Annotated in this window: 20 protein-coding genes and 1 riboswitch; of the genes, 12 read left to right on the top strand and 8 right to left on the bottom strand. The window is 49.7% G+C overall.

From position 1 onward, the window contains the following. Positions 1 to 308: 308 nt before the first annotated feature. The gene (locus tag LQV63_RS13300; RefSeq protein WP_019421267.1) at positions 309 to 1172 is read right to left on the bottom strand and encodes an ABC transporter ATP-binding protein; all 864 of its coding nucleotides are present in this window, start codon (positions 1170 to 1172) and stop codon (positions 309 to 311) included. 335 nt (positions 1173 to 1507) lie between these two features. On the opposite strand from LQV63_RS13300, the gene LQV63_RS13305 reads away from it, so the two are divergent. After that, entirely contained in the window at positions 1508 to 2815 is a 1308-nt protein-coding gene (locus tag LQV63_RS13305; protein WP_019421266.1) for an MFS transporter, read from the top strand. Between the two features lie 55 nt (positions 2816 to 2870). Here LQV63_RS13305 and cobO read toward each other — a convergent pair whose 3' ends face one another. Continuing rightward, positions 2871 to 3413: a cob(I)yrinic acid a,c-diamide adenosyltransferase gene (cobO, locus tag LQV63_RS13310; RefSeq protein WP_019421265.1), complete on the bottom strand. Its 543-nt coding sequence runs from the start codon at positions 3411 to 3413 to the stop codon at positions 2871 to 2873. Positions 3414 to 3582: 169 nt separating this feature from the next. Continuing rightward, positions 3583 to 4755 (bottom strand): phosphorylase family protein, encoded by a 1173-nt coding sequence (locus LQV63_RS13315; RefSeq protein ID WP_233697075.1) that lies wholly within the window; start codon positions 4753 to 4755, stop codon positions 3583 to 3585. 453 nt (positions 4756 to 5208) lie between these two features. Here LQV63_RS13315 and LQV63_RS13320 point away from each other — a divergent pair, with 453 nt between their 5' ends. Next, complete coding sequence (locus tag LQV63_RS13320; protein WP_157259540.1) at positions 5209 to 5364, top strand: hypothetical protein; 156 nt, start codon at positions 5209 to 5211, stop codon at positions 5362 to 5364. A 53-nt stretch (positions 5365 to 5417) separates the two neighbouring features. On the opposite strand, the gene LQV63_RS13325 is transcribed toward LQV63_RS13320, so the two are convergent. Further along, entirely contained in the window at positions 5418 to 6296 is an 879-nt protein-coding gene (locus LQV63_RS13325) for an MSCRAMM family protein (protein ID WP_233697076.1), read from the bottom strand. 5 nt (positions 6297 to 6301) lie between these two features. Beyond that, positions 6302 to 6931, bottom strand: coding sequence for an MSCRAMM family protein (locus LQV63_RS13330; RefSeq protein ID WP_233697077.1), 630 nt, complete (start codon positions 6929 to 6931; stop codon positions 6302 to 6304). A 338-nt stretch (positions 6932 to 7269) separates the two neighbouring features. Here LQV63_RS13330 and LQV63_RS13335 point away from each other — a divergent pair, with 338 nt between their 5' ends. Both LQV63_RS13335 and LQV63_RS13340 read left to right on the top strand, forming a co-directional pair. Next, a complete protein-coding gene (locus LQV63_RS13335) occupies positions 7270 to 7521 on the top strand; it encodes a hypothetical protein (RefSeq protein WP_233697078.1) in 252 nt (83 codons plus the stop codon). A gap of 52 nt (positions 7522 to 7573) precedes the next feature. Continuing rightward, positions 7574 to 8413, top strand: a complete 840-nt coding sequence (locus LQV63_RS13340) for a WcbI family polysaccharide biosynthesis putative acetyltransferase (RefSeq protein WP_233697079.1) — start codon at positions 7574 to 7576, stop codon at positions 8411 to 8413. A 63-nt stretch (positions 8414 to 8476) separates the two neighbouring features. Here the strand turns inward: LQV63_RS13340 and helD are convergent, their stop codons facing one another. Together helD and LQV63_RS13350 are read right to left on the bottom strand one after the other, a co-directional pair. After that, positions 8477 to 10822 carry an RNA polymerase recycling motor HelD gene (helD, locus tag LQV63_RS13345; protein ID WP_233697080.1) on the bottom strand — a complete coding sequence of 782 codons (2346 nt, stop codon included), beginning with the start codon at positions 10820 to 10822 and terminating at the stop codon, positions 8477 to 8479. Positions 10823 to 11053: 231 nt separating this feature from the next. Beyond that, complete coding sequence (locus LQV63_RS13350; RefSeq protein ID WP_019421258.1) at positions 11054 to 11773, bottom strand: SGNH/GDSL hydrolase family protein; 720 nt, start codon at positions 11771 to 11773, stop codon at positions 11054 to 11056. 224 nt (positions 11774 to 11997) lie between these two features. Here LQV63_RS13350 and LQV63_RS13355 point away from each other — a divergent pair, with 224 nt between their 5' ends. From LQV63_RS13355 to LQV63_RS13375, 5 genes are all read left to right on the top strand, one after another. Next, a complete protein-coding gene (locus LQV63_RS13355; protein ID WP_157259539.1) occupies positions 11998 to 12537 on the top strand; it encodes a DUF1836 domain-containing protein in 540 nt (179 codons plus the stop codon). Positions 12538 to 12973: 436 nt separating this feature from the next. Next, on the top strand, positions 12974 to 14548 hold the full coding sequence (locus LQV63_RS13360; protein ID WP_233697081.1) for a spore germination protein: 1575 nt from the start codon (positions 12974 to 12976) through the stop codon (positions 14546 to 14548). Positions 14549 to 14586: 38 nt separating this feature from the next. Continuing rightward, positions 14587 to 15777 (top strand): Ger(x)C family spore germination protein, encoded by a 1191-nt coding sequence (locus LQV63_RS13365; RefSeq protein ID WP_019421255.1) that lies wholly within the window; start codon positions 14587 to 14589, stop codon positions 15775 to 15777. A gap of 6 nt (positions 15778 to 15783) precedes the next feature. Continuing rightward, entirely contained in the window at positions 15784 to 16017 is a 234-nt protein-coding gene (locus LQV63_RS13370; protein ID WP_019421254.1) for a hypothetical protein, read from the top strand. A 39-nt stretch (positions 16018 to 16056) separates the two neighbouring features. Then, positions 16057 to 17199, top strand: coding sequence for a GerAB/ArcD/ProY family transporter (locus tag LQV63_RS13375; protein WP_233697082.1), 1143 nt, complete (start codon positions 16057 to 16059; stop codon positions 17197 to 17199). On the opposite strand, the gene ade is transcribed toward LQV63_RS13375, so the two are convergent. Further along, a complete protein-coding gene (gene ade / locus LQV63_RS13380; RefSeq protein WP_233697083.1) occupies positions 17184 to 18959 on the bottom strand; it encodes an adenine deaminase in 1776 nt (591 codons plus the stop codon). The genes LQV63_RS13375 and ade overlap by 16 nt on opposite strands. Before the next feature lie 160 nt (positions 18960 to 19119). Further along, positions 19120 to 19221: riboswitch (purine riboswitch) on the bottom strand. A gap of 167 nt (positions 19222 to 19388) precedes the next feature. Here ade and LQV63_RS13385 point away from each other — a divergent pair. From LQV63_RS13385 to LQV63_RS13395, 3 genes are read left to right on the top strand one after another with little or no spacing between them, the layout of a single operon-like run. Then, positions 19389 to 19871 carry a MarR family winged helix-turn-helix transcriptional regulator gene (locus tag LQV63_RS13385; protein WP_019421251.1) on the top strand — a complete coding sequence of 161 codons (483 nt, stop codon included), beginning with the start codon at positions 19389 to 19391 and terminating at the stop codon, positions 19869 to 19871. Then, the gene (locus tag LQV63_RS13390) at positions 19868 to 21595 is read left to right on the top strand and encodes an ABC transporter ATP-binding protein (RefSeq protein ID WP_233697084.1); all 1728 of its coding nucleotides are present in this window, start codon (positions 19868 to 19870) and stop codon (positions 21593 to 21595) included. Before LQV63_RS13385 ends, LQV63_RS13390 begins: the two co-directional genes overlap by 4 nt. Continuing rightward, the gene (locus LQV63_RS13395; protein WP_325175882.1) at positions 21592 to 23448 is read left to right on the top strand and encodes an ABC transporter ATP-binding protein; all 1857 of its coding nucleotides are present in this window, start codon (positions 21592 to 21594) and stop codon (positions 23446 to 23448) included. Before LQV63_RS13390 ends, LQV63_RS13395 begins: the two co-directional genes overlap by 4 nt. The last annotated feature ends 155 nt before the right edge of the window (positions 23449 to 23603 follow it).

The raw sequence follows: 23603 nt of genomic DNA on the forward strand, positions 1-23603 counted from the left end.
GGTTGTACAACTGGACAAAGGTCTGTTTTCACCAGTAAGGAATCAATCGATGTGTATTCGCTCGCAAATGGTCTGAGCTGTCTGCACGTGCCACTGTTGATACGCCATCAGGAAATATACAGAGCCGCCCCTCTCCAGTGTGCTTACCGGAAAGAGACGGCTTTTGTTGTTCATAACTCACATTTCATATGTGGATAAAGGGGGATAACTGTGTCTGAAAAAGTTGTCCACATGTGGATAGCGTTGCTACAAGTATTTAACTAACTTTGCTGCCATAGCGGCATAACCTTTACTTCGGATGCAGCTATCTATCCAGCCGCGATCGGCTGTGGGCGTTGCATGTTCTTCATCGCATTGCTGGAAGCAGCAGAGGTCGAAGCTGCGGTGCTCCGGCCCAATTCGTACGGCAGGCACAGAGGAACGCCAGTGCGCGGGTCAGGAATGATGTCCGCTTCAATCCCGAATACTTCCCGCAGTACATCATGGGTCATAACCTCTGCCGGTGATCCGCTGCAGACGACTTGACCGCGTTTGATGGCGACCATATGCTGGGCGTAGCGGGTAGCATGATTGAGGTCGTGGACGACCATGACAATGGTGCGTTGCTGCTCCGAGTTGAGCTTTTGCAGCAATTTCAGCACTTCCAGCTGGTGAGCCATATCGAGAAATGTCGTCGGTTCATCCAGGAACAAGATGTTGGTTCCTTGCGCAAGCGCCATCGCAATCCAGGCGCGCTGCCGCTGTCCGCCGGACAGTTGATCGACGGGGCGGTCACAGAACTCGGCCATGCCTGTCATTTCAATGGCCCATTGCACAATCTCTTTATCTTCTTTCGTTAAAGAGCCGAAGCCCTTCTGATGCGGGAACCGCCCGTAGGTAATGAGCTCTGACACGGTTAATCCATCAGGAGCCACCGGATTCTGCGGCAAAATGGCCAACTGCTTGGCGACGTCTTTCGTCGATTGTTGATGAATCGATTTTCCGTCTAGAAAGACATTTCCGCCCTTTGGCTTCATAATACGCGCCATGGCCTTCAGAATGGTCGATTTGCCTGAGCCGTTAGCTCCGACCAGCGCTGTAATCTTTCCTGAAGGAATGCCAATATTCAGGTTTTTGACAATCGACAGCTCTCCATATGCGATATCGAGTTGCTCCGTGTATAATCGTTCCACGCGGGATTCCCCCTCTATATTCATAATACTCTATTAAATAGCGGTTACAGTAAGCCGCAATCACAATAACGGTATACAAAATGATAACAAATAGTTGATAAGGATTATCATTATCATTATAAAGGTGTGAATCATCCATTTCAACCCATACAAGTATCATTTTCTTCAAAAGTGTTGGGTGAAACGCATACATACAGCAAGGAACTGGAAGTGTCTGTAATGGAATACATATGATTATATAAATTGGATGAAACTATAAATTGTAATTTAATTCCCTTTATGATTAAATGTTTGTAGTTTTGTGCAAAAAACGAACATCAGGAGCTGGGTACATCATGGGGAATGCTGTAACGCAACAACGGCAAGCGTCGGAGCCGACAGAAAGCAAGGGGCAGCGTTATAAGGCGCTCATCGGCTCTGTCCTAGGTTACGCCGCAGAAGGATTGGACATGCTGCTCCTGTCCTTCGTGCTTGTGTTTATTATTCGCGATTTTTCACTAAGCCCGGTGCAAGCCGGCAATTTGACATTGGCGACGACTATCGGAATGATGGTCGGTTCATATCTGTTCGGTTTTTTGGCTGATTTATTCGGCCGGATTCGCGTGATGACGGTGACCATTTTGCTGTTTTCCGTCGCCACGGCGCTCATTTATTTTGCGGATAGTTACTGGCAGCTTCTCGGCCTGCGCTTTCTGGTCGGCATGGGTGTCGGAGGTGAGTTCGGAGTGGGGATGGCCATCGTTACCGAAACCTGGTCGAAAAAAATGCGTGCAAAAGCAACATCTTGTGTCGCTCTCGGGTGGCAGCTGGGGGTGCTTGGCGCTTCCATCATCCCAGCGCTCGTCGTGCCGCAATTCGGCTGGAGAGCCGTATTCCTGTTCGGTCTCATACCAGCATTGCTGGCCGTGTTCGTACGAAAGAGCATTTCTGAACCGAAGCTGTGGGAACGGAAGCAGGAGATGAAGCGGAAACTGCAGCAGAAGGAAGCGGCAGGTACGATAACCGCTGAGGAACAACAGCAGCTGAATCAGGTCCGGAAATTCCCGTTGAAAAAATTGTTTGCCAACAAGAAGATTACGATGACGACCCTCGGTCTTATCATTATGTCCTTCATTCAGAATTTCGGATATTATGGGATATTTACATGGATGCCAACGATTTTATCGCAGAAATACGGTTATTCTCTGGCAAAAGCAAGTGGGTGGATGCTCATTTCTACGGTAGGGATGCTGGTTGGTATCGCCATCTTCGGCATTTTGGCGGACAAGATCGGCCGCCGCAAAACATTTACCATCTATTATATAGGCGGTACGGTATCTTGCCTTATTTATTTCTTTGTCCTTCAGAGTGAATCCGCCTTGCTGTGGGGAAGTGCGCTGCTCGGATTTTTCGCTAACGGAATGATGGGTGGCTTCGGCGCGATTCTGGCGGAGAATTACCCGTCGGAGGCCCGTTCCACGGCAGAGAACTTCATTTTCGGTACAGGGCGCGGCTTGGCGGGCTTTGGACCGACCATTATCGGCGCGTTGGCGGTCGGCGGCAATATTATGGGAGCGATGTCGCTTGTATTCATCATCTACCCGATTGGACTGCTCACCATGCTGCTGTTCGTGCCGGAGACGAAAGACAAAGTGTTGGATTAAAAGATTAAAATATACAGACGCCCGGACTGCTGTAAGAGCAATCCGGGCGTTTGTATTAGAACTCCAGACCGAGCACCGCTGGAATGCCTTCCTCATAATAATGCTTCACTGGCTGCATTTCCGTAACCAGATCGGCGATATCATTAATTTCTGGCAAGGCCGAACGTCCGGTGATGACGACATGCAGCTTCTCTGGACGCTGCTGAATCACATCGGTGATCTCAGCCAACGGCAGCACATCATCGATCGGAAAGCTGGTAATCGCCAGCGCATTGTTCAATTCGTCTAAGATGATCATATCGTAGCTTCCTGACGTGATTTCCCGTTTCGCCTCCGCCCAAGCTTTCGCGAAAGCTTCCCGGTGTTCCTCCGGGGTCTTGGTCCAAGTAAATCCGATGCCGAGCTGTCTGACCTCCACTCCGAGCTTCTCGAGGGCAATCTGCTCTCCATATGTGCGCTGCGGACTTTTAATGAATTGAAGAATGAGCACTTTAAAGCCTCGGCCAACGGCCCGGACGCACAGGCCGATTGCGGCTGTCGTCTTCCCTTTCCCATCACCCGTATAGACGAGCGTCAATCCTTTTGAACGGTTTGCCATTATGATTTCCTCCTCGTACAGCCGGATCATCATTGTTCCGGGCGGTATGTCGCTGCGTGCCTAAGTTTCCCGAACACGTATTTATACTATCACCGGAACGCAGCCGATGTCGACCGCGGCACTCCGTCACGACCGGGTAAGAGGGATGGCGTAATTACCAATTAATAACCTATTGAATATATACCTCGGAGCCTAATACATCGACGCTTAAGCCTAACGCGGTATGAAACAGATCTGCATCGACCCAGACGCTTCCGTCTTGCTTCAGCACCGTATGGGAATACGGCTTGCCGTCTAAGGCAACCGTGCCATCTGCAAGGGATACGATAGCTTCTGCATCATTCAGTTGAATGATGAATTGCTGCTTCGCATCGTCCCACTTCACTTGACCACCCATAAATTCCGTTACGCTGCGTACTGGCACTAACCATTCGCCGTTGCTGTTCCATACGGCCTGTTGGTCCCGCAGCTTGACTTGCTTCACATAGATCGACGGCAGCGAAGTGAATTGAATTTGTTGATCGATAGCTTTGACGACTTCAACGGCGAATTCCGCCCCGTATTGACCTGCTGTTGTCAAATCTTCAATCGTATCTCCCGACACTTCTGAGTTCGAGATCGTTCGGAGCGATAAGTATGGAACGTGGAACGCCTGCGCCACTTGAGCTACCGCTGCTGCTTCCATCTCTTCTGCGCTCGTGCCGAGCTTATCATGGAACCACTGAATCCGGTCGACTTCCCGGTTCCACACATCGGCGCTGCCGATAAAGCCTTCTGTCACTTTGCCATGCTTGTACGAAGGAGCGGCGCTTAGAGCGGCCTTGACGAGCTCGGGATCACTAGAGAAGGTCTCATAGGACGTTTCTTGGTCATGCTCGCGTATCGAGGTCTCCTGAAAAATCCACGTTTCCGGCTTAATTCCTTGACCGTCGGCAAGGCGTTCGGTTCGATAGTTTCCGATATTCATCACTTTCGTGCCTACGACGGTATCGAAGACGTGCAGGTTCGGATCGTGTCCGCCCGCCGTGCCTTGATTAACAATCGCTTTCGGATGATATTTCTCGATAAGCAGCGTTGTCGATGCGGCGGCATTGACCATGCCGACTTCGGTTCTCGATACGACGACAGGAACACTGTCGATGAAGCCAATATAATAGGTATAAGAGCCGTAGGTTTCCGTTCGATAGCTTCCCATTTGCTTGAGCAGCGCCGATACTTCTACATCCATAGCGCCTTGAACGGCGATTGGCTGGTCATCGCTGCTGGCCGCTGCCGCTCCGTAACTTGGCAATCCGATACATATCATCATCAACATGGATAATAGCATTACTACTTTTTTCATAAGCACACCCCTTGAGCGGATTCTAGTATGTCGTTGTGATTTACACGATTAACATAATAATTAATATTCGTGTTTTTGTCTATACATTTCTTTTTTAGAGCAATAATAAATCAATATTTTCAAAATTATAACTAGAAACACGATTGATACGGGTATTTTTAATATTAATATTCGTAATTGGGGAAATGGAACTATTCGAATCAGTTATGATGGGGGCGGAAGTAAGGCAGAAGAGAAATGGAAAGAATGCAATCGAAACTGACAAAGTAAACTAATGGTGCAACGACATGACGCCGCTCATATCGCCCACATCGCGTACCTGCGGAGCCTGTTCATTTCGAGCTGTATCAAGCCATTCCCCATCGCCACATGAACCGGGGGCCCTATGATCAACATAGGCCGATTCCGCAAGACGTCCTTCAATCTCTCTATGGATTGAACCGGGAGTTGTCCTTGAACCTGACTCCTTATTTCGGAGATAAGCTGCGTGATATGATAGGCGAGCCCGGCTGGGACAGTGTTATACAATTCCGGATGGGTTACCCGAAGATGGAGGCGCTGCCGAGTCCAAGACGACCTGTCAATGAAGTGCTCATTTCTCGTATGTAAGAACAAGTAGAACGGATGACGCGAATTCAATTTCAGCCGTTCTACTTGTTGGTTTAGGTAACCGACAGAACCTCGATATATACGCCGCCTTCCTGCAGCTTTGCCCGCACTACATATTCTCCGCGCTCCACTGCGCCGAACAGATACAGGCCATCTTCTTGGGTCATTTGCACTTGAACGATTTCCTCGCCTTCCCCTTGTTTCCGGTATAAGAAGACGGGGATACTGGATGCAGGCGAATTATTGATTTGAATAACTCCGCTGATAGCCCCGGTTTCGGCCATCGCTGCCGTTCGAAGACCCATATTGACTTGGATCCGATCATTCGGATGAAGCTCGACAGAGAACGTGTCAGAATCGAGGTGTCCTGTTGCCTTCGCAATGATGTCATAATGGCCGGGCGGTATATGGTAGAACAAGTATTCTCCGTTCTCATTGGTTATCGTTTCGGCATAAGCTGTCTCATCGGGATGTGATAGTACAATCGTACAATAAGACAATGGCACCCCTGTTTCTTGAGCGACTATTTTCCCATATATAATTCCATAAAAGGCCAAAGGATTGAATGCAAGTTTAAAGTTATCTGTGAGAGGCACTCTTTTTCGAATCGAGAAACTTTTGACTTCAGAGAGTAAATAGTTTTCCGCAACGGCCGCAACCTTGTATGTTCCGGGGGGAATGACGTTTACGAATGAATAATTTCCCTCTGCATCGGTCAATGTGTGATAGAGCGGTTCCAGATCCGAACTGAATACTTTAATAGTGGCTCCTTCGATAGGCTCTCCGCCAGCTGCTTTGACTACTTTTCCGTATAGGAGGGTGTTTAAGCTGGGCGGCACTTTCGTCAGCAGGAGACTTATATCCTCTGTTTCTCTTGACTCTAATGAAAAAGGCGCACTTGCCGTCAGTGTGTAAAGGTCTCGTATTGTCATAGGAATCACTCCGACACCGCGTGAACGGTTGCCTTTACTTTATATTGTCCTTGCGGAAGATTTCCGAACATATATAATCCGGCCGCATTCGTTCTCGTAATTAACGTTAGCGTTTCGATAGAACCAGTCAGTTCATATAAAGCGACAATCGCATCGGCAATCGGTGCACCGCTTGCCTTATCCTTTATCATCCCGCTGACGGTTCCAGTATTTACGTTCTCATCGACGTTCAGGTGGATGTTTACAGAGGCATACTCCTGTGCAGCTAGATGGATCTGATCGCTCTGGTTTGGCAAAAAGTCGGATTTCGTTGCTACGATATAATATTGTCCAATTGGTAAATCAGCAAATAAATACTGCCCTTCGGCATTGGTCACGACAAGCCCTTCACTGAGCGATTCGCAGCCTTGCACCCGGAACAGCTCGACCGTTGCATTATTGATAGGCAGGTTGGTTGAAGTATCTGCAACAATCCCGTACAGTGCATTCTGATTGACATTCGGGTCCGGATGCACCGTTATGTTCGTACGATCCGTTTGATTGCCGACGGCGCTGAGCCCCTCCATTTCCTCGTCCTGCCCAGCATTGAATTTAGGCTGGCTCTGCTGTAGGACATGTTCATCCTCAATAGCCATTCATCATTCCCCCATTAATAGAATTACCGCATGAAGAGACAATCTGAATTATTCTATGTACCGGAATAGGAAAGAGACTCGGGGATTGTCCGTGTAATCGTAAAAAGGCGCTTGCCGCCTGATCAAGCATTCATTGTTATGCCTCATCTAGCGGAAGCAAGGGGTGCGATGGTATTTTCGACGGAAGGTGCATTTTGTCCCTGACAAGCGGCATCTGCTCTGCATTAAATGTAGAGAATTCACCAGAGGGGGAGCGCCATGTTCTGGAATAGAGGAGGGGATGGAACGCATGAAATACATCCTTGGTATCTTTTACGTTAAGGTACCGGAGAGTGGGATTGGCAGGATATGAAACCATGTATACCGTCCTTGGCGTCACACACCATAACGACGGGGCGTCGACGGTAAAATCAGATCCGCTTCTCACTCATATTCATCAAGTTACGTTCCCTTTGTATTTTCGTTACTACGAAATGAAGTGGGGAGGCGTCTTGGGACAGGAGACCTATCTTCTACCCTTCGGTCACTATCCTCTCAATCCGGTGCAAGACTATCTCGGCATGTTTGCCGAAAGGACTGAACCGCAATGAGAGCTCATTTATCATTCTGCCCTTGCAGGCATGTCATGGGAGAGGTAGCAAAATGAAAAACTGTATTGTATTTGGGAACTGCCATGGATTTCCTATTCGCAGATATTTGGCGTCCTCCAGAACATTTCAGCAATCGTACCAGCTGGTTGATGTTCCTCCAATCCAAGCATGCAATCAGGCAATCGGTGTAGGCGATCACTTGTTGAATCAGTGCGATGTGTTCATCTATCAGAGAACGAGCAGTGCATTCGGCCCCTACTTGTCCACCGAGTATCTTTTAAGCAGGCTTCCCGAACGATGCAAGCGCATCAGCATTGGCAATGCTTACTTCATGCCTTATTATCCTCAGTTCACCCCGGACAACAAAGAACCGTTGTTCGGATACGGAGATCAGAATGTGATTCAATTACTGCAGGGCGGAGTGAGCAAAGAACGAATCGTTACTCTATTGTCAGACGAACAATTCTACTCTTCTCAGGATTTAAAGCAGATGTATGCGAACTTCATGGCGGATCTGCGAACCAGAGAAGTCGGCATCGACATCCCGCTTACCGATTTCATCGAGCGCCATTACCGGGAAAGCCATTTGTTCTGCACGGTATGTCACCCCAGATACCACATCATCCGATACTTGGCGATGAACATCTTGGAGCGGTTGGGCATCTCAGGCCAAGAGGTCGCTCACGTTCTTCATGATGTTGATTTTATTGATTTGATACACCCGATATACCCAAGTGTCATCAAACACCTCGATTTGCGCTTTGTGAGGCCGGGAGACCGAAAATATACACTTGGCAGCGAGATGCTGACATTTCCAGAATATATATCGCGCTATGTTGATTATCATAGCCATCCTCAACAGAATGGGAGTATGTCTTGTTCGATTTCATGAAGGAAAAAGACAACCTCAGCCGGCGCATCTCCGGACCAAGGTTGTCTTTCATTAGAGAAAGCTTCAGGACTCAAGAGCATACGTATCAGGATCGGTAATAAAGGGACTCAACTCTCCGACGGAATAGATGTGCAGCTCATGCATGGCCCGGGTGCAGGCGGTGTAGAACAGCTTGCGTTCATCCTCTTCTCCGTACTGTGCATGGGAACCGTTGTAAATGACGACTGCATCGAACTCGACACCCTTGGCGAGATAGGAAGGAATGACGAGCGTCCCGGATTCGAAGGAGGTCGTTTCTTTCCCGATCAGGCGCAGCGGCGTAAACTCTTGCAGCGTCTCATACGCTTGGCGGCTCTCCTCGGCTGTCTTGCAAATGACCGCAATCGTGCGATGTCCGCCCTCCTGCAGCGCGTGGATACGATGTGCAATCCTGTCGATTAGCTCCGACATATCGGCGACTTTTGTTACTGATGGTATGCTGCCATCACGGTTGAATGGCTCTATCGCTTCTCCCGTATCGAGCAACCGGCGTGTAAATTCGACGATCGGCCTCGTAGAGCGATAGCTGCGCGTCAGCACGAACATCTCGGTCTCATCGGCCCCGAACAACGAAGCGAGCGGTGCGAGACCGGATCCGGCGGTGCTATGGGCATATATCGCCTGATTCAAGTCGCCAAGCGCAGTCATCTTGCTGCGCGGGAACATCCGCTTCAGGAAGGCGAACTGGAACGGGGAGTAGTCCTGCGCTTCATCGATGAATACGTGCCGGACGGATGTATTGGTCCGGAAGCCTTCAATCCGCTCTTGCAAGTATAAATAAGGCGTTGCATCTTCATGCGCCAGCTCCGAACGTTCCAGCTTACTGGCTGTCTGCATACAGATGGATGTCCACTGCTGCGGCAGCGCGCCGTTGGGAGCGAATGAGATGGCGAATTCCGGATCCGCAAATAGCTGCTTGTAAATAGCGGGAATGTCAATGAACTTCAGCCGCTTCACCTGCTTCAGCAACGGATGGAATTGCTCCTTCACGATCATGGCGGCCAGCAGCTCCTGCTCGCGGCTGAAATCGTCGAACGATTCCTCAGTATAGCGCTTGTTCCGCTGCAGCTTCTGGAAAGCACGCAAGTAATCTTCTTTATCAAGCAGCTCCATTTCCTCTTCTACCCACGGTTTACTGCGTTCACGACGAGCCAGATTCTTCAACTCATCAAGGAGCCACTCGGCCAGCAGTCCGATTCGGTTCGGAATCGGCAAGGAGCCATCGATGGCGTAGAAGCGCGTCTTAATGCATTCTCCAGTAATCAGCACTTCATCGCGGAACGTTACATCTGTGAATTGCATGCTTTCCTGCAGCAGATACGTGAGATACTGATCAACAACCTCCATAAAGTCACTGGAAGCTTTATAGCGAATTCCTTCGATACGTGCTCCATAGTCGGCATCATTTCTCGCAGTAAGCACATATTCGATCTGCGCAGACGGATCTTCGAGTTGATAGGTCTGGCCAAGCCGATGCTCCAAATATTCCTGGAACGTCGTCTGCTGCATGTTCTCTTCTCCGAGTTCGGGCAGTACGGTGGAGACGTAGCTGTTGAACATCGGGTTGGGGGAGAATAGAACGATATGCTCTGCCCGCAGCGTGTCCCGGTAGCGATAGAGCAAGTAGGCGACCCGCTGCAAGGCGGCGGACGTCTTGCCGCTGCCTGCCGCGCCCTGAACGACGAGCAATCTGCTGCGTTCATTGCGGATGATTCGGTTCTGCTCCTTCTGAATGGTGGCGACGATGCTCTTCATTTGTGCATCTGCCTGTTTGCTGAGCGCTTCCTTCAACAGCTCGTCGCCGATAGTTACGCCTGTATCGAACAGGCTGCGGATACAGGCTTCCCGAATGATGAACTGGCGCTTCAGATCCATCGTGCCCGAAATGGTGCCCCCTGGCGTCTCGTAGTGAGCTGGTCCAGGCGGGTAATCGTAATACAGGCTCGACACCGGGGCGCGCCAATCGTAGATGAGAAATTGATCGCCGCTCTCATTGAGGAAGGAGCCGATGCCGAGGTAGACGCATTCTCCATTCTTGTCTCCATCTTCCGTGAAGTCGATGCGCCCGAAATAGGGCGTGTCCTGAAGCCGCTGCAGCGTGGTCAGTTGGTTGCGGGCATGACGATGAATGCGTTCCCGCTCAGACAGTACTTCTGCCTGCTGCTTCATGCTCGCATAGGTCTCCACCGCATCATCCGGTTCGTCTAGATTCACGGTCACATCGTCCCAGAAAGTTTTACGGAAGTCCACAATATCCTTGTTGATGTCGCCGACCTGCTGCTCAAGGACAGCCATTCGCTTGTGAATTTTGCCGACAATCCGATCGACCCGCTGTTGTTCTTCACGCCAAGTTTGCTTCGTCGTACTCATGGTACCGCTCCTTTGCATACGATTTTAGAGAAAGGTTTGACAAGCGAGCCCTTTTGTGATAATATAATATTGGGATAAAATAATATCTTTCGCGAGCTTCGCTGCCACTCTTTATTGTAGCATGCAATGCCACGATCGTTCAATAGCATACGGTGAAAATGCAAACGGAGACGCCCTGGGCGCCTCCGCTTTTTATTTATTTTTGCTTCACTTGGTCCATCAGGCTGGAGGTTACACGGATTTGAGCAGACAGCGGTAGTGGGCTTTCATATAATCGGTAATTTTGTCGGCGATCAAACGGTGGCCCAGCTCGTTCGGATGAATGCCGTCGGAACAAATGAATTTGCGGAAATCGTATGCCTGTAGAAAGGCTCCCCTTACATCAATCCACTTCGTGTTCATTTCCTCCGCCACTTGAATGATGGCGGCGTTATAGCGCTCATGCCACCAATAGATGCGGCTGACGCTGCCCAGCCAAGAAAGAATGTTGGCCGCGGAAGATTCGTTATTGTTGCTTATCCAGCGGAAATATTTATCCGCATCAAGCGGTGGGAGAGACATGAGCACAGGAACAATGCCGTTGTCTTTCAAGGTGGCAATCATGCTTCGCAACGTGTTCGTGTACCGATCCAAGTTCGTGCGAGGCTCGTGTTGTTCGGACGGATGCTGCGCGATTTGACCCCAATCGAAGTCACAATCGTTTCCTCCGAATTCCAGCAGTACGATGTCGGGCCGCTTGTTCAGCACATCATGCTGCAGCTTCTCCGCCCCTTTTGTAATCAGACAGCCGAACCTTCCGGCATTGTGCAGCATTCCTTTGAGACGATGCTGCACGATTTGGGCAAAGCTGTTGCCAGACATCGAGTACTTTCCCTTCTCATCATCATACACAATCCCTTTGGCAATCGAGTCTCCATATAAGACAACGTTGTAGTGCTCCTTAAATTGCATGCTTCCATCTCCCCTCCAATTAAATGATACATCTATTAATATGAACATATCGGTATGTAGTATTCAAAACCACGTAAAGTAATAACTGTATTATATCATGAAATATAGATGTGTAAATATCAAATATTATACACGCGCAATGTTGTTTGAATATATTAGTTCGTAGTATGATGATGGGAAACAGAGACGGAGATCGCGTAAACGGGATCAAATAAGAGGAGATAATGATGAACGAACCTATTCAAGACTTATTACGGGAACTCGTGAATACACCGGAGATTGAAGTATCCGACATTCCGAAGCTTGATTTATATATGGACCAGGTCATTACGTTATTCGAGAACACGTTGGAGCAGACGAAACGGAACGCTGATGACAAGCTGTTGACCAAGACGATGATTAACAATTATACGAAGGATAAGATTTTGCAGCCGGCTCAAAACAAAAAGTATTCGCCCGAGCACATCATTCAGATGGTTCTTATTTATCATTTGAAGCAATCGCTCTCTATCGGAGATATTAAGACCCTCTTCCAAAGCACGCTTCATCAAGACGGTGTCGACTTGTGGCAGGTGTACCGTGATTTCTTGGAACATAAAGGAGAGCAGTCCAGACAAATTGAAATGCAGATGAACGAACAGATTGCGGCGCTGGAGCGTGTGGATAATGAGCAGGAACGAATGCTGCTGACGGTTCTTGCCCTGACTCATCATGCTAACATCTATAAACGTCTGGCCGAGAAACTGATTGATCAACTCAAATAACAGTTGTGAACCGGTAGCAATATGCTATCGGTTCTTTTTTTGTACAATTCGGGGTGGAAGATGTCTTCTATCTTCCTGAAGAAGGTATGCCCGTTCGATTCTTTGCCTCACTCTCCCCTCTATTCAGAACAGCAGCAAGCCGCTCTCTTGGTTGTTTCACGTTGTTTACAACTCTCCCATACAGTTGGAAAGGATAATACCGAGGATAAGGCAGATTTCGTTCACCATGATTTGAAGCGGCCGATTATGACGGCAGTTAGCCTAACGGGGTCCAGAGTCGTTATCAGATTTGCTGCCTCCTGATGGAAGGGGAGAATGAAGCAAAAGGGCGGATGGAGCGAAGCACCTTCTGTCTGAACGAAGGGCACCTAAGTTTATCTATGACGCCGCAAGGAAATAATGTATCCAAAAATGCTTTTTAAATAAGGGAGAAGCAATGGAAATCAACTTCGATGAGGCAGCGCTTGCCCCGGATCAGGCGCTTGAGGCCACAACACATCCGCTACAGACCAGCCTGCAAGCAAATTTGCAGCATATTCAAGAGACAGTCGGGAATAGCACCGACATCATTATAAGGGAAGTGCCCATCGGCAAGACCGGTGAACAAAAAATCGCGGTTATTTATACAGATGGCTTGGCGGACAGTAAAGTTGTTATCGACTTCATTATGGAGACGTTAATGCTGGACGTAAAGCAGCTGGATATGAGTGAAACGGCAATTTCAGCACCGAATATCGTTCAAATTTTGAAAGATTATGTGATCACGGTAGGTGAAATCAAAGAAGTCGCAGATTTTGAGTCGTTGTTCAATTCGATATTGTCGGGAGACACATTTATTTTGCTGGACGGTTATGCGACGGGGCTCGCTGTCGGCACTCAAGGATGGAAAGACCGCGGAGTGAGTGAACCGTCGAGTGAATCCGTTGTACGCGGACCGCGCGAAGCCTTCTCGGAAACGCTGCGTACGAACACTGCCTTGCTGCGGCGCAAAATCAAGAGTCCGAATCTCTGGTTGGAAACGAAGCAAATCGGGCAGGTAACGAAGACGAACGTCGCCGTCATGTACATCAAGGGTATCGTCGACGACAAGGTTGTCAAGGAGGTTCATGCGCGTCTGGACCGAATCGATACGGACGGCATTCTGGAGAGCGGATATATCGAAGAATTCATTCAAGATGAGACGTACACACCATTCCCCACCATTTACAACTCGGAACGTCCGGACGTGATTGCCGCGGAACTGCTGGAGGGAAAGGTAGCCATTCTGGTAGACGGCACTCCATTCGTTCTTGTCGTTCCAGCCTTGTTCGTCAGCTTCCTCCATTCAGCGGAGGATTATTATTTTCGCGCTGATATCAGCAGCCTTGTCCGTATTTTGCGCTACATCGGCATCTTTATCGCTTTGCTCGGTCCGTCCTTGTACGTCGCGATCACGACGTTCCACCAGGAAATGCTGCCGACGCAGCTGTTGATTAGTCTGGCGGCGCAACGGGAAGGTGTTCCGTTTCCCGCCTTTATCGAGGCGGTCATGATGGAGGTAACCTTCGAGATCTTGCGGGAAGCCGGTCTTCGCATGCCGCGAATGATTGGACCGGCGGTATCTATTGTCGGTACGCTCGTTATCGGACAAGCGGCTGTAGAGGCGGGAATTATTTCGGCAGCGATGGTTATCGTCGTCTCGACAACGGCCATATGCAGCTTTGTGTTCCCTTCTTACAGCATGTCTAACTCGATTCGAATGCTGCGATTTCCGCTCATGATTCTGGCCGCTTCCTTTGGGTTGTTCGGCATCATCATCGGGCTTATCGCGATTGTGCTTCATTTGAGCAGCTTGCGTTCGTTTGGTGTTCCCTATATGAGTCCATTTGCGCCGTTAATTCCGACGGATCAGAAGGATGCGATATTCCGGCTGCCGCAGTGGGCTTTACTTTCGCGTCCGCGTCTTATCGGCAAGAAGAACTTGATTCGCAAGCAAATTCCTGAAAATCAGAAGCCCAAATCAAGAGAATGAAGCACTTCAGAGTCATCGGCAGAAAAGGAGTTGGGGCCGTGAAGCGCAAGGCAGCCTTGTTAATATGTGTTCTGTTGGTATTCATCGCCGGATGCTGGAGCCGTCGTGAATTGAACGATCTTGCGATTGCGGTGGGATTCGGCATCGATCGGTCGGGGGAGCAATATGAGGTGTCGGTCCAGGTGGTGGATCCGGGCGAAGTGGCCACCAAGAGGCCGGGCAGTCAGCGTTCTCCGGTCACCATGTACCATGCAAAAGGAAAGACGGTGTTCGAGGCCATTCGGAGAATGACGACGGTCACTCCGAGAAAGGTTTATTTTTCCCAGCTTCGGATGTTCATTATCGGGGACGAACTAGCCAGAGAAGGAATCAGGGAAGGGTTGGATTTCTTGTCGCGGGATCACGAGCTGCGCACCGACTTCTACATTGCCGTAGCCAAAGATTTGACTGCGAAAGAAATATTGTCGTTCTACACCCCATTAGAGAAAATACCGGCCAGCAAGATGCATAATTCACTCGACGTGTCGGATAAATCTTGGGGACCGACCGCAGCCATGAAGCTGGATGAGCTGATTAAGGATCTTGTAAGCGACGGGAAAGAGGCGGTATTGACGGGGATTACCATTCTAGGGGATCCGGAAGAGGGCACCAAGAGGAAGAATGTGCAAATGATCGATTCGCCTGCATTTTTAAAATATTCAGGAATTGGCGTATTTCAGGAGGACAAGCTGGTTGGCTGGCTAAATGAAAGAGAAAGTAAGGGATACAGCAACATTACGGACACGTTGAAAAGCACGATTATTAATGCGCCTTGCCCCGAGGGGGGAAGGGTGGGAATTGAAGTGATTCACTCCAAATCGAAAATGAAAGGAAAGGTCAGAAACGGCAAACCGGAAGCAGAGGTTGAGATCCGCACTGAGGCCAATATCGGCGAAGTTGAATGCAAGCTGGACCTGACGAAAGAAAAAACGATCAACAGACTGGAACAGGAATTCGAGAAGATCATTCAACAAAATGCGGAGCAAGCAATCAAAAAAGCGAAGTCTTTAGAAGCGGATATATTCGGGTTCGGGGAAGCGATTCACCGAAGCAATCCACGTTATTGGAACACGATCAAGAATGATTGGAGACGCCAGTTCGTCGATTTGCCCGTACACATCAAGGTGGATGTGAAAATCAGACATATGGGGACAGTCAGCAGCCCGTTTTTCAATCAATTAAAGGAGTAACCGGACATGTGGTCAAGCTTGGCAATGATAGCGGTTGCTGCGGCGATTCTGAAGCTGGAGGCCCCATACCTGAAGAAGAGACAGTTGACAAAAGAGCTGCGGGTATTTTACTTTCTCCTCTTGTCGGGAACGATTTTGAGCATCGCCATGCTGATGAATGTGGAACTTCCGAACCCGATGCGCTTGGTTCATGCGGTCTATAAGCCCTTGAGCGATTGGTATACCAGTGTGCTAAAATAGCGGCTTCTAGCGGTTTGTGGAGGAAGGAGGGAAGCATATATGCTGGACAAAGGAAAAATCAGCACGCGTCAATTGACAATCATCGTCGCCTTATTTATGGTCGGAAGCTCCATCTTAATCATTCCGTCATATCTTGCGACTTATGCGAGCCAAGATGCTTGGATCTCGGCACTTTTGTCGATAGCGACGGGGTTGGCGGTGTTGCCCTTATATATTGCACTGGGCAATAAGTATCCCGGCAAGACGCTGGCTCAATTTATGGAAGATATCCTCGGCATGTGGCTCGGAAAGGCGGTGTCTCTTTTCTTTTTGGCTGCCTTTCCATTTACCATGGCTGCCTTTTCATTGAGAAATATCGGGGATTTCATGACGACGCAAATTATGCCCGATACTCCGATTCAAGCCATTCATATTATATTTCTGATCGTGGTCATCATCGGAGTGAGACTGGGATTGGAACCGATTATGCGGGCAGCGGAAATTATCTTTCCCTGGTTCATTCTGCTATTTGTATGCTTTGTCATCTTCATTTCTCCGCAAATTAAGTGGGAGAACATTTTGCCGGTGCTTGAAGGCGGCATGAAGCCGGTCATCGGAGCGGGAGTCCCGTTCACCGCCTTCCCGTTTATGGAGACTGCAGTATTTTTGATGATTTTTCCGCATGTCAATCGCCCAGATAGGGTAGGACGCGCCTTGTTCTGGGGAATTGTAATTGGGGGTGCGGTATTGTTCATTATTACAATGATGTCCGTGCTGGTAATGGGCCCAGATACGACCGCCCGCTTAATATATCCGAGCTATGCGCTTGCAAAAAAGATAAGCATCGGCAATTTCTTGGAACGTATTGAAGGGCTGATGGCCATCATTTGGTTTTTCACGATTTATTTCAAACTGACGCTGTTGTACTATATTTCGGTTATCGGTTTCGCCCAGAGCTTGAGCCTGAAAGAGTACCGATTTCTCACCATCCCACTGGGGATTATTCTCATCGTTTACTCGATCTTGATTTCTCCGAATACGTCCTTTTGGTTCGAAATGTATACGACCTGGGCGCTGCATGCCATTACGTTAGGACTGGTGCTGCCGGCACTGCTGCTGGCTGTGGCCGCCATTCGCGGCAAAGGCGCGGCGAAGGCGGCTGCAACTTCAGCTTCGGAGGAACAGACTCAGCCCGACACGTAATCAGGGGTGCGGGTGCTCTCTGCCGACACCGGAATATGCGCAAAGGTAGAGAAATCGAATAATCCCATATCCGTCAGCTTCAGCTCGGGTATAACGGGCAGACACAGGAAGGACAACGTGACAAACGGATTGAACTCGCTTGAAGCGCCGATCTGGGATAATGCTTGATTTAGTTGTTTCATATGGTAAAGCGCCTCGACATAATTGCCGGTGGACATTAATCCGGCCAAGGGCAGCTCGATGGCCGCGAGCACGATGCCCCCGCTCGCAACGGCCAATCCGCCCTCCATATGGCGCAGCGCCTGAACGGCGGTAAGCATATCCTGATCATTGCTTCCCGCCACGACAAGATTATGGGAATCATGGGCCACGGTAGAAGCGATTGCACCAGATTGGATGCCGAAGCCTTTGACGATGCCGAGCCCTATGTATCCGGTATGGTGATGCCGTTCCAACACGGCGATCTTCAGTTGGTCTCTATCCACGGATGGGTGGAAACATCCGTCCACCGTATCGACTTCCTCAATGAGATGCGTCGTAATGAGGCTATTCGGATTGATGCCGATAATATGGCAGCGGCGATCTTCATGCAGCTGTATCTGCAATTCCCGTTCCGTTATCTCGGGCAGGTGGACCGTCTTCAGCAGCCGGGACGGAATCTCGGCGGCCTGCAACTGCGGCCCGGTGTATTGACCGTTCGCGCCGACCAGAATGCCTGCTTTATACACCTGGGCAATCGAGAGATGCTCCAGGTCGTCGAGCAGCAGCAAGTCGGCCTCATATCCGGGAGCGATCGCCCCTGTAGCATGGAGTCCGAAGCACTCTGCCGCATTAAGGGAAGCCATCTGTATGGCCTGTAGCGGATTAAGCCCGCAGCGTATAGCCAGACGCGCGTTATGATCGACGCTGCCTTCCTGCAGCAGCTCGTCCAAATGCTTGTCATCGGTGCAGAATACACAGCGGCGGGCATTGCTCGCGGTAACCACAGGGATGAGCGCTTCGACATCCTTGGCGACGGAGCCTTCGCGAATCATAACGTACATGCCTCGCTGCAGCCGAACCTTGGCTTCCTCGGCCGTAACGCACTCGTGGTCGTTGCGAACCCCGACCGCACGGTACACATTGATGGCCTCTTCATCGAGTCCCGCGCCATGACCGTCAATCATCCCGCCATGTTGGTGCGAGGACAACAATTTATCAAGCATTCCGTCATCGCCGCGGCGCACGGAAGGATAGTCCATCACTTCGGCCAATCCCAATACGCGGGGATGGGAGTAGAACGGCTCTAAGCTGGCTGCGTCTAGCTTCGCGCCGGCATGCTCGAACGGAGTAGCCGGGACGCAAGATGGCAGCATGACATATACGTCAAGCGGCAGATTGTCAGAGGCATCGAGCATATATTGAATTCCGTCCGTGCCCGCCACATTCGCGATCTCATGAGGATCGGCAATGACGGTCGTGACGCCGTGAGGGAGTACGACGCGAGCGAACTCTGCCGGCGTAACCATAGCGGATTCAATATGAACATGAGTATCGATGAAAGATGGGGAGATGTAGCGCTGCTCTGCATCGATGACCCGGACGCCTTCATAACTGCCGCCGATGCCGACAATGACGCCGTCCACAATCGCGACATCCCCTTCGATAATTTCCAGATTGAATACATCGATAATTCGTCCATTCGTAATGACAAGCTCGGCAGGTTCTGTTCTGCCAGCGGCAGAAATTCGTTTCTTCCAATGCTGCTTGCTCCCATTCATTCTATTCTCATTCCTTTGCTCGTTATAGGATGATAGCTTTGGTTTACCATTTACCTGTTCCAGATCGATGCGAGTACAACAAAAAAACTCTAGTTCAGCAACTAGAGTTTGACGGCAAGGAACAAGAACACGCCTGTCGTTGCGGATATGAAATTCCGCGCACAAGCGCTCTCTTCCTCGTAGTCAAACTATTTACGGTAGTTTGGTAGAGACGGCTGGACCATATTTCCAATGTTATACGAAGAACGGTATATTCGGTTGAATTCTCTACATTGTATAAGCCTGCCATATTTACGTCAACTCAACAGGAAAAAATAGGCGGCGGAATGCGTTTGACATTGATTTTATACGGAAATATAATTAGGTTACTAAATAAATTGGATACCTAATTAATAGGTATACTAACTAATGTTCAAGGTGGTAATTGAGATGACGGATAACACAACTGCGCATAAATTGCTGCAGGCTTTTATGCAATTCAACAAGGCGGAGTGGAATCGTCGTACGATAGAAGGCCATAAGCCGAGTGAGATGACGGTGATGTTCTGTATTAAAAAGAAAATGAAGCCGAACACGCCCGGCATGATGGTGTCGGAAATCAGCAGTCTGCTGCACGTAACCTCGCCGACGATTACGCAGCTTATAAAAGGCCTGGAGACCAAGGGATTGGTGGAACGCACGATCGACCCTTCCGATCGCCGTGCGGTTCGCATCAAGCTGACCGACAAGGGGGAGAAGGTGACCGCGAAGGCAGAGGCGGTATTTAACTTGTCTTTTAATGGACTAATTTCGTATTTGGGAGAAGAGGAGAGCAATCTCCTCGCGGATTTGTTGTTCAAAGTATTTACGTATTACAAGGAAAATCCCGTATGTTTAGAGGATATCGAGTCGAGCGGAGATGATGAAGCATGATGAAATTGTTTCGATTTTTACGACCGTACCGCATTCCGATCGGATTTGTGCTTGCGCTTGTTTTTGTGCAGTCACTGTCCGATTTATACTTGCCGACACTGATGTCGGATATTGTGGATACGGGGATTGTGCAAGGGGATACGCCCTATATTTTGAGAATCGGGGGCTTTATGCTGCTCGTTGCAGCTGGGGGCATGATCTGCTCGATCGGAGCGAGCTATTTGTCATCCAAGGTAGCCGCGGGATTCGGCAGACTGCTTCGCGGCAAGGTGTTCGCCCATGTGGAGAACTTCTCGTTGCAGGAGTTTGACAAGATTGGGACGGCTTCGCTTATTACGCGGACGACCAATGACATTACACAGCTGCAGCAAGTGTTGATTATGATACTGCGCATGATGGTCAGCGCACCGATGATGTGTATCGGCGGTATCATTATGGCCGTATCCAAGGATGCGAAGCTGACGCTTGTGCTGGCGGTTGCCATACCGCTGCTTGCCCTGGCTATCTTCGCGGTGGCAAGCAAAGGAATTCCACTGTTCAAGGCGATGCAGGTGAAGCTGGACAAATTGAATCTGGTGCTGCGCGAAGGTCTTACCGGCATCCGGGTTATCCGCTCCTTTAATCGCATCGATCACGAGAAGGAACGCTTTAATGAGGCCAACCAGGACTTGACCAACACGGCGGTGAAGGTCAACCGCATCATGGCTTCGCTCATGCCGCTCATGATGTTGGCGATGAACTTCTCTACCATTGCGATTATTTGGTTCGGCAGCATTCGCATCGACAATGGACATATGCAGGTAGGGAGCTTGATGGCGTTCATTCAATACGCTATGCAAATCATGTTCTCACTCATTATGGTTTCAATCATCTTTGTTATGATTCCGCGTGCTTCCGCTTCGGCCGCCCGGATTAACGAGGTGCTGAACATGCAGTCGGATATCAAGGATGCTGCGCAGGTGAAGCAAGCGAATCGCGAGCGTGGATACATCGAGTTCAACGATGTAACCTTCAGCTATCCGGGCGCGGAACAACCGGCAATTTCCAATATCTCTTTCAGCGCAAGCCCAGGCGAGACGACGGCAATTATTGGCGGCACCGGCTCAGGTAAATCTACGCTGCTCAGCCTCATTCCGCGCTTCTATGACGTGGACAGCGGCAGCATTATGGTTAACGGCGTAGATGTACGCGAGATGGCGCAGCAAGACGTGCGCTCGAAGATTGGATTCGTTCCACAGAAGGCCGTGCTCTTCACAGGCACGATTAACGATAATATTTGCTACGGCAAGCAAGACGCGACAGACGAAGAAATACGCCATGCTGCGAATATTGCTCAAGCGACCGAGTTTATTTCTGCCATGCAGGACGGCTTCGACTCTGAGATTGCGCAAGGCGGATCGAATGTATCAGGCGGGCAGAAGCAGCGCTTGTCCATTGCGCGGGCGCTAGTAAGGAGACCGGAAATATACGTGTTCGACGACAGCTTCTCCGCACTGGACTTCAAGACCGATGCGAAGCTGCGCGCAGCGTTGAAAGAAGAGACGACTGAATCCACTGTACTGCTCGTAGCACAGCGTGTAAGCACGGTCATGGACGCCGATCGGATCATCGTACTGGATGAAGGTCGCATTGCAGGGATCGGCACGCATAGGCAACTGATGGATTCCTGCAGCGTATACCGGGAAATCGTATCCTCACAGCTGTCAGAGGAGGAGATTGCATGAGTGAACAACAAAGAGGGCCGAAGCCTGGCGGACATAGAGGACCGATGGGTCCAGGTATGTCGATGCCGGCAGAGAAAGCGAAGGATTTCAAGGGCACATTGAAAAGACTGATGGGCTATTTAAAGCCTCGCAAATACCAATTGATTACCGTATTTATTATGGCGGTGCTTAGTACCGTATTCACCATTGTCAGCCCGAAAATTATGGGTAAGGCGACGACCAAGCTGTTCGAGGGTTTGATGACAGGCACGGGTATCGATTTTGAGTACATCTGGCAAATACTGCTCGTCTTAATCGGACTGTATCTGGTAAGTGCCATGTTCAGCTATATTCAACAATATTTGATGGCTGGCGTAGCGCAGCGCATCGTGTACGACATGCGGAAGCAGGTCAATGCTAAGCTGTCGCGCTTGCCGCTGAAATATTTTGACTCGCGCACTCATGGTGAAATTTTGAGCCGGGTGACGAATGACGTCGATAATATAAGCAGCACGCTGCAGCAGAGCTTGACGCAGCTCATTACATCGGTAATTACGATTATCGGGGTTATTGTGATGATGCTGACGATTAGTCCGTTAATGACGCTCATCTGCATCCTGACGCTTCCGCTCAGCTTCGTGGTCACGATAATGATTGCTAAGCGTTCGCAGAAGCATTTTAAAAGTCAGCAGACTTCGCTCGGACATTTGAACGGACATGTCGAAGAAATGTACACCGGACACAAAATCGTTAAAGCATTCGGCCGCGAAGACAAATCGCTAGATGAATTCAATAAAATTAACGATAAGCTGTATGATTCCAGCTGGCGCTCTCAATTCATTTCCGGTATGATAATGCCGCTCATGTCCTTCATTGGCAACATTGGCTATGTGTTAATTTGTGTTGTCGGCGGCGTTCTTGTCACGAAGAGAACGATTGAAATCGGGGATATCCAGGCATTCATTCAATACGCTAGACAGTTCACCCAACCGATTGCCCAAGCGGCCAACATCGCCAATATGATTCAGTCGACCATCGCTTCTGCGGAACGGGTATTCGAAGTGCTCGACGAGGAAGAGGAGGTGCAGGAAGCGGCCAACGCGGCAACGATTGCTCAGCCGCAAGGCGATGTTCGCTTCGAGCATGTTCAGTTCGGCTATAAGGAAGATGCGATGTTGATTGAAGACATGAATATCGATGTGAAGCAGGGCCAGACGATCGCTATCGTCGGACCGACAGGCGCAGGGAAGACGACGCTCATCAACCTGCTCATGCGCTTCTATGAGATTAATGACGGGGCAATCACGATTGACGGTGTGAACATCACTGACCTGAAGCGCGGCAGCTTGCGCAGCATGTTCGGCATGGTGCTGCAGGATACGTGGCTATTTAACGGAACCATTCGTGATAACATCGCTTACGGCCGAGCAGGGGCTACAGAGCAGGATGTAGTCCGGGCTGCTAAGGCAGCGCATGCCGATCATTTTATCCGCACGCTTCCAGACGGCTACGATACGGTTCTGAATGAAGAAGCGTCAAATATATCGCAAGGTCAGAAGCAGCTCTTGACGATTGCCCGCGCCATCTTGGCCGACCCGGCCATATTGATTCTGGATGAGGCGACAAGCAGCGTAGATACGCGTACCGAAGTATATATCCAGAAGGCAATGAATGAGCTGATGAACGGCAGAACGAGCTTCGTCATTGCCCACCGCTTGTCCACGATTCGTGATGCCGATCTCATTCTCGTCATGGATCGAGGCAGTGTCATAGAGAAAGGCAACCACGAGCAGCTGCTGGAACAAGACGGGTTCTACGCCGATCTGTACAACAGCCAGTTCTCGGGCGGAGGGGTCCGGAAGGAAGTCGTTTAAACGCAAATTATTTGCTTGCAGGGCGTGCTTCAAGCCTATCCTTATCTTTATCCTGTGTGATGAGGAGGAGGGGCTTGGGCACGTCTTTTGTGTTGGTAAAATATCGGTTATGATAAATGTAGGACTTCAAGGGTGATTATAAGATTCGATGTCGA

The sequence above is a fragment of the Paenibacillus profundus genome, assembly GCF_021369635.1.
GTDB lineage: Bacteria > Bacillota > Bacilli > Paenibacillales > Paenibacillaceae > Paenibacillus_B > Paenibacillus_B profundus.